Origin of the sequence: Streptomyces sp. NPDC002573 (genome assembly GCF_042889625.1) — a bacterium.
GTDB classification, from domain to species: Bacteria; Actinomycetota; Actinomycetes; order Streptomycetales; family Streptomycetaceae; genus Streptomyces; species Streptomyces gibsoniae.
This window is the reverse complement of the sequence record NZ_JBIARC010000161.1, coordinates 1-7,070: the sequence shown is the minus strand read 5'-3', so window position 1 is coordinate 7,070 and position 7,070 is coordinate 1. Positions and strand designations below refer to the sequence as shown.

At 69.2% G+C, this 7,070-nt stretch carries 5 protein-coding genes and 3 pseudogenes; 1 reads left to right on the top strand and 7 read right to left on the bottom strand.

All coding sequences use genetic code 11. The features are described 5' to 3' along the window. Positions 1 to 473 precede the first annotated feature (473 nt). Both ACFYX0_RS46060 and ACFYX0_RS46055 read right to left on the bottom strand, forming a co-directional pair. The gene (locus ACFYX0_RS46060) at positions 474 to 1,730 is read right to left on the bottom strand and encodes a M20 family metallopeptidase (protein ID WP_388981364.1); all 1,257 of its coding nucleotides are present in this window, start codon (positions 1,728 to 1,730) and stop codon (positions 474 to 476) included. Beyond that, a complete protein-coding gene (locus ACFYX0_RS46055) occupies positions 1,727 to 2,455 on the bottom strand; it encodes a trimeric intracellular cation channel family protein (protein ID WP_388981361.1) in 729 nt (242 codons plus the stop codon). Before ACFYX0_RS46055 ends, ACFYX0_RS46060 begins: the two co-directional genes overlap by 4 nt. A gap of 170 nt (positions 2,456 to 2,625) precedes the next feature. Between ACFYX0_RS46055 and ACFYX0_RS46050 the strand changes: the two genes are divergently transcribed. Then, positions 2,626 to 2,799, top strand: coding sequence for a hypothetical protein (locus ACFYX0_RS46050; protein WP_365155771.1), 174 nt, complete (start codon positions 2,626 to 2,628; stop codon positions 2,797 to 2,799). A gap of 136 nt (positions 2,800 to 2,935) precedes the next feature. Here the strand turns inward: ACFYX0_RS46050 and ACFYX0_RS46045 are convergent. From ACFYX0_RS46045 to ACFYX0_RS46025, 5 genes and pseudogenes are all read right to left on the bottom strand, one after another. After that, positions 2,936 to 3,205, bottom strand: a pseudogene (locus ACFYX0_RS46045) (hypothetical protein); the annotation flags it as partial. A gap of 179 nt (positions 3,206 to 3,384) precedes the next feature. After that, a complete protein-coding gene (locus ACFYX0_RS46040) occupies positions 3,385 to 3,945 on the bottom strand; it encodes a replication-relaxation family protein (protein WP_388981367.1) in 561 nt (186 codons plus the stop codon). A 1,172-nt stretch (positions 3,946 to 5,117) separates the two neighbouring features. After that, positions 5,118 to 5,859, bottom strand: a pseudogene (locus ACFYX0_RS46035) (zinc-binding dehydrogenase); the annotation flags it as partial. A 219-nt stretch (positions 5,860 to 6,078) separates the two neighbouring features. After that, positions 6,079 to 6,458 (bottom strand): annotated as a pseudogene (locus tag ACFYX0_RS46030) (rhodanese-like domain-containing protein). A gap of 42 nt (positions 6,459 to 6,500) precedes the next feature. Next, positions 6,501 to 7,070, bottom strand: a 570-nt coding sequence (locus ACFYX0_RS46025) for a rhodanese-like domain-containing protein (RefSeq protein WP_388981358.1), incomplete at its 5' end; no start/stop codon positions are given.

The window sequence follows — 7,070 nt, the reverse complement described above, 5'->3', positions numbered from 1 at the left end:
AGGCGCAGAGCACTCCGGCGCTCCGCGCCTCCGACCCAAGGATGGCCTTCACCCCCGCCCTGAAGGGCGGAGCACTGGCCAAGATCAGAGGTAGACGGGGGAGATCGCCTCGGGCGGGCGATCGGCGCGCGGCCCACGCGGCGTGATGAGTGCACGCCGCGTGGGCGCACGACCTGAGCACTCTTCCCCCCTCACCGAACCGCATCTTCGAAGCACGCAAGAGAAGATCATGGAACGCAGGTATCTCGGCGCGACCGGCATGTCGGTCAGCGGCACCGCACGGGGCACCGCGAACTTCCGGCCACCGCCCGCACCGACCGTTGCTCACCGGTAGGAACGGCCGCAGCCGCTCCCACTCCGCATCCGCCAGATCACCGCGTTCTCCCCGCCGCACACCCGTGAAAACGAGCAGGCCAGGTGACAGTCACATGATCGACCGGGCAGCTCCTGGCTAAGCCGTTGCAAGACCACAGTCACCTGCCGAGCCACGCGAGGGCTGCGACGGTCAGGGCGCTGACGCCAGTGTCCAGGGTTGGCTGGGTGACGGGGGCGAAGGTGGGGCTGTGGTTGACGGGGATGTCCTGGGCGATGGTGCCGTTCTTGGCGGCGTGGCTGTACAGGGCGGGGTCAATACCGCCGATGCCCCAGTACGTGTAGGGAACGCCGAACGCTTTGGGGATCTCGCTCATGTCCTCGCTGGCGGTCTGCAGGTCGATGGTGTGTGCGTCGTCGCCGAAGTGGGTCGCGAATGCCTCGGCGACGCGCCGGGTCGGGGCCTCGTCGTTGACCGTGGGCGGGAAGGTGACGGTCTTCTCGATCTCGGGTGCCTTCGGCGACTGGGACGCCTCGCACTCGGCTTTGACGATCCGTTCGATCGCACGGAGGACCTTGGTGCGCGAGGCGTCGTCGTACGTACGGACGTTGAGCTGGATGACTGCGCTGTCGGGGATGATGTTGGGGTCCGTGCCGGCGTGAATGCTGCCCACGGTGACGACGGCGGGGGTGGTGGCGGCCAGTTCCCGGGAGACGATGGTCTGCAGGCGCACGACGATCATCGCGGCCATCACGACGGGGTCCACTGCGGCCTGAGGCATGGACCCGTGGGCACCCCGGCCGTGGACTGTGATGCGCAGGTTGTCCGCAGCCGACAGGAACGGCCCGGATCGAATGCCGACATAGCCGGCTGGATAGGGCAGGACGTGTTGGGCCAGGACCACGTCGGGTCGCGGCGACTTGGACGTCAGACCATCGTTGATCATGGCATCGGCCCCGTCGCCGTTCTCCTCCGAGGGCTGGAAGAGCGCCACGAACGTGCCTCGCCAGGCTTCCCTGGCCTGGGCCATCAGCCGTGCGCAGCCGATCAGGCAGGTCACGTGCACATCGTGCCCGCAGGCATGCATCACAGGCTGCTCGGTGCCGTCGTCTTCGGTCGCGGTGACCACGGAGGCGTAGGGCAGGCCGGTCTGCTCGCGCACCGGGAGGGCGTCCATATCGGCGCGGGCCATGACGATCGGGCCTTCGCCGTTGGCCAGAACCCCGATCACACCGGTGCCGCCGATGCCGTCAGTGACCTCGTAGCCAAGGTCCCGCAGGGCATCGGAGGCCTTCTTTGCCGTGCGGTGCTCCCGCAGGCCAAGTTCGGGATGTCTGTGCAGGTCCTTGTACAGGTCCTCGAGGTCGAAGCGGATGTCGCCCAGGCTGGCCAGCACAATGTGGGCACGGTCGGTCATGAAGAGTCCTTGCGCGAGTCGGACGCTCCGCGACGGGTGGCGGGACGGGAGCGGCGTCGCATGAGCGAGGCCAGGTTCGAGTGCGGCTGCCAGTTCAGACCACCGGGAAGGTTCCAGCCGTAGTGCACGGCGGTGAGCCGGAAGGCAAGGGCCAAGGCGATGCCCAGACCGATACCGACCTCGGGGATGCCGAGGTACCAGCAGAGCACGGTGACCGCGGCGACCGCCAAGGCGACGGTGGCGTACAGGCCGTTGCCGCCGAAAACGGCGGGCATCCGGCCGAGGACGACGTCGCGCAGGGCGCCACCGCCGACGGCGGTAAGGGTGCCCAGCAGGACGGCCGGGAGCCAGCCCAGGCCGACCGTCAGCGTCTTGTTGGCTCCCGCGACCGCCCAGAACCCGATCACCGCGGCATCAAGCGCGGTGAACAGTCGATTCCAGGACTGTTCACTGACCCGGATGAGGAAAGCGATCAGGATGCCGGCGAAGGAGGTCAGTAGGTAGGCGTAGTCCGTCAGGGCGACCGGGGTACCGTGCTGCAGCAGTACATCCCGCATCATGCCCCCGCCCAGGCCGGAGACGATGCCGACTACCAAGAATCCGAACAGGTCTAAGCCAGCCGTACGGGCCGCAGCGCCACCCAGCAGGGCACACGCGAAGACGCCGGCAAGGTCCAGGTAGCGCGTCGCAATACCAATCCCGGCAGAGACTGAAGAAGTCGACATAGCGGACCCAATGGACATAGCGCGAGCCTACTCATGTCCGGACCTTCGTGATGTGCCGGGCATGCGAGACGGACTTCGCGTCTTCCGTGCCCGATCGGCGCGTTCCGCAGGATGGTTTTGCCCACTGCCTCAAGGGCACGAGACCAGTGAGACTCCGCGGAGGTGCTGAGATGAGTGTCGGGGAGAAGGCCAAGGCAAAGGCCGAACAAGTCGCCGGAAAGATCGTGCGGAAGACGGCCCACGCGGTACACAAGGAAACCCTCGCAGCAAAGGGCGCCGCCCTCGAAGCGCGGGGCAGGATGCGGGGCGCGAAGGAGGAGACCAAGGACTCCTTCAAGCACTGACGACGTCATGACATTGGGTGGCCCCTTGATCACGTAGCACCGCCCCTTTTGCAAGGCAGTAGCCATCCTGCCGTGGTCGGGCCGAGGGTCGGGGTGGTCGACATCGCGGTCGGACCCATGTCCGGGGCTGTGGCCAGGGGCTGTCACCGGTCCAGTCGAAGCGGCCCGGGTCGCCGGGGTGCGGGTCGTACAGCGCGCGGCCGCCGGGACCGAACTGCCCCAGCTCGGTCTGGAGGGAGACGACGGTGTCGATTTCGTCCTGCGTCCAGCCCGAGACGTCCAGCAACAGCCCGTCCAACGGTCCCCCGACCAGCTCGTCGTACGTCTGGCCCGGACGCGGGCCCGCGTGGCCGGGGTCGGTGCCGTAGACCCGGCCACGCAGCAGCTGTTCGTCGTCGTTGTCCACGTCTTCCAGCTTTACAGCCACCACCGACAACCCCGTCCGGACGGCGGGCCCGGCTCGGGGTGCATGGATCCCGAGCCGGGCCCACTGCGCTCAACGTGTTGTCGGCAACGCAGGCAACGAGCAGCGTTCCTCGCCTTGGCCGACCACCCGCCACACCGGCTGGTCAGGCCCCTGCCGGGTCAGCCGCGCCAGGGTCGTGGTCGCCACGATGATCCGGTAGTCCACGCTCGGAATACGACGGGCACGCGCGTGGAAGACGGCTTCCCGAGTGGCCGGAGCCGCGCGGCGCGGAGCGGGGGCGAAGACGAACAGCAGCGACGGGAGGGGACGTTCAAGGGAAGGCCCGGCATACGTCTCCTGCCAGTGGCTACGCGGGGCACGGGCGGCGTTGCCGCGTCCGGTCGGGGCGCGGAACGGTAGGCGTCGTAGCGCTCCAGCTTGGCAATCAGACGATTGTAGGACATCGTGCGGTCGATTTCCACGAACGCGCCGCGGCCGTCGTCCAGGAGGACCACGGCGTCGGGGACCAGAGAGCCAGCCGGGGTGGGGTGGGCGACCTCGAGTCGCCAGTCGGACTGGTCGGCCGCCTCCGCCTGGTGGAAGGCGATGACAGCGTCGACCAGGGCGAGAGCGTGCTCGCGCAAGCCCGTCCTCGCGGCCGCGGGCCGCCCGGTGGTCCGCCCCGGCTTCGGCGGGAGTACACCGGAAGCGGCGGCTTCGGCGAGACCGGCGGGATGCAGTACCAGGAGCTCTGCTGAGCGCGGTGGGTCCAGCCGACCAGGGCTTCAGCGCGCAGGTTGCGCAGCGCGCGGCGAACATAGTCGGTGCCCTGCTGGTTCGGCAGCAGCAGCGCCTTGAGCAGGTGGGGGCGTGACCAGGCGCAGCTGAGCGAGAGCGAGCAGGACCTCGCCCCGGATCTCAGCGCCGGCCCTGGCAGCAGTTCCACAGGGGAGATAGAGGAGTTGCAACCGGCCGGGACGGGCCGGCGAGGGGTCTGATCAGCAACAACCGTCAGCAGGCGGCCGAAGGCTGCGGGGCTGGGAGCGGGGCTTGCCGCAGGACTCGCCGCGGGGCCGGCTGCCGCAGCAGCACGCTGCGAGGTCGGCGGGACGGGCGGCATGGGTGCGGTGGTCATCGCGTCCTCGGGTTCCTCCAGCCCGAGCCGGGCCGGATCAGTGACAGGTCCGGCCCGCACACACGAAGGTGTACGGGCCGGTGCAAGGCGCCGACCCCCTCAAGCCATGCACCTGTTCGGCATCACCGAGCAGACCGCCATGCTCCACGTCATCGCCGCCCACCCCGAATGAACCGCCAAGTTGCCCCGGTGAGGTGTGTGCCTCACCACTGCCGGTGACGATGACCAATTACGGGATCGGATTCGGCAAGACCAACGGCTCGGCGAGGTGCGTTCGCTCGCCACGGTCGCGGACGACGAGACCGGCAGCGCCCTTGAAAAGCTGTGGAGCGAACCTGCGGTGGCACGGCGAGCACGGGCACGACGGCACGAAGGTGCCGACGTGGGCGAATGAGGTGATCCCGCCGCACTCCGAGACTCCGGCCGGCTGGAAGTTGGCCATCGACCGGTCGATCGCCTGCCGCAGAGATTGGTCGACTCAGGGCCGATGTCGAGGCGCTGGTCGGCGTCCTGCACCAGGCGATGGCGGAGAACCAGGTACTGCGGCAGGAGCTGTTCGAGGGGCCCCGCCTGACCTGGGTACTACCTTGCCGAGGCACCGTGACACCACAGACCCGGTGCGGGAGACCTCACGTGATCGTCCGCTTCGGTCTGACAACCCTCCGCCGATCTGGCACTGGCTGAGGTCAAGCTCAAAGGCTGTTCCGCCCCTTGAGGGCCGCTCCTCCACTGTGGTGCGGAGCGGCCCTCAAGCCCCATGGGCTGTTGTCTCATAGGGCGCTCGTCCATGGCCTTGTAGCCCTCTGCCGCCTGGCCGAGGGGCAGGGTGAGGTCGAAGACCTTTCCGGGGTCGATCTTGCGGTCCCAGATGAGCTGGATGAGGTCGGGCAGGAACCGGCGTACCGGGGCTGGGCCGCCGAGGGTGTAGATGCCGGCGAAGAACAGCTCGATGCCCGGGGATGGTCACGTCGTAGTTCACGCCCACGTAGCCCAGGTGTCCGCCGCCGCGGGTGGCGCCGACGGCCTGCATGAACGATTCCTGGGTTCCGACCGCCTCGACGACTGAGTGCGCGCCGAGGCCGCCCGTGAGTTTCTTGATCTTCGCGATGCCCTCGTCGCCGCGTTCCTCGACGATGTCGGTGGCGCCGTAGTAGCGGGCCAGCTTCTGCCGCTCGGGGTGGCGGGACATGGCGATGATCCGCTCGGCGCCCAGCTGCTTGGCCGCCAGGATGGCCATGAGGCCGACGGCGCCGTCTCCGACGACCGTAACGGTCCTGCCAGGGCCCGCCTCGGCGGCGACGGCCCAGATGACGGCCGCCGTCCGCGTGAACACGCCCAGCGCTACGAGGGCACCGCCCACCAGTTCGATGACCGCGGCCCACCATCCGGGCCACTGCAGAGCGGGGACCGTACCGCCGCCGTGGGCGCCTCCAAGAACCCCGAACAGGGATGCGGCGCCGTGACAGGCGAAGAGGAAACCGGTCAGCAGGCGGAAGGCGGCCTGCACGCCGGACCGCATGCTGCGTAACGTCGGTGTGGGTGAGAAGTTCATGGGGGTTACTCCTCAGTCTCGGAAACCTGGCGGGCGGTTCAATCGTGTAGCCCAGGACACCGCTCTGCACCAGCCAGCCGACGCTCTGAGTTTCCTCTGAAGTCAGCGTACGGCGAGGACGCTGCCGCCTCCGTCGAGGCCGCTGAGCGCCAGGCCGATGACGGCACCGGTGGCGAGCGCGAGGGATCAGAGCAGTCGTGCTATAGAGCCGTTGTTCCCGGTCTTGTCGACGACCGGGCGACCGGCAGCGGCCCACGCCGCATACTGTCCTTCACGCCGACGGCGTCGGCGCCGCGTTCGGCCAGCAGCTCGGCGGCCTGTTGCGAGCGGCGTCCGCTGCAGCAGATCACCACCAGCGGCCGTACCCGAGCCACGCTGGGCAGTGCCTCGCCGGCGGCCAGCCGGGACAGCGGCGCGTGAACGGCGAGGCACTGCCCAGGCGCGTGGACGGTCTTCCGCTCGACTTGCTCGCGTACGTCCAGCAGTACGGCCACAGCGTCGGGGCCCTGGGTGCGCCGGTGGGCCTCATCCGCGGTGCCGCGGTCCGCGCCACGACGGGAGATCACACAATCTCTCGGAAAGTTCTGGTGCGGGGCGGTCGCGTCGGCTCAGCCGGTGACGACGGTCAGCCCGGCACGCTCTGCGGCATCGAAGCCGTCGTCGACGGCCACGACGTCACGGCCCGCGGCGTCCAGCAGCGAGGCGGCGATAGCGGCCCGCATCCCGCTTCCGCAGTGCACCCAGACGGTGCCGGCCGGCACCTCGCCGAGCCGCTTGTGCAGCTGGTGGATCGGGATGTGGACGGAGCCCTCGATGTAGCCGGCGGCTCGCTCGGAGTCGCGCCGTACGTCCAGGACGACGATGTCGTCCGTGCCGTGCTCGGCCAGGCCGGCGAACGTCGAGCGGGGGAAGGAGGCGGGGCTGCCGCCCTCGGGCACCCATTCCTGCGGTGTACCGGTCGCGGCGGCAGCGGGCCGGTCGATGCCGACCCGGACGAGTTCGCGCTGGGCGGCGGCCAGCTGGTCGGGGGACTCGGCGAGCAGCGTCACGGGCTTGCCCCACGGGATCATCCAGGCCAGGTAGGTGGCGATCTTGCCGTCGGCCTCGAAGTTGAAGGACCCCGCGACGTGGCCCTCGGCGAACGCGACCCGGCTGCGCAGGTCCACGACCCACTCGCC

What these genes read in the sequence shown, in the direction of transcription:
- ACFYX0_RS46055 (WP_388981361.1), bottom strand. Translation starts at nt 2,455, where the DNA reads ATGTCGACTTCTTCAGTCTCTGCCGGGATTGGTATTGCGACGCGCTAC.
- ACFYX0_RS46050 (WP_365155771.1), top strand. Translation starts at nt 2,626, where the DNA reads ATGAGTGTCGGGGAGAAGGCCAAGGCAAAGGCCGAACAAGTCGCCGGA.
- ACFYX0_RS46060 (WP_388981364.1), bottom strand. Translation starts at nt 1,730, where the DNA reads ATGACCGACCGTGCCCACATTGTGCTGGCCAGCCTGGGCGACATCCGC.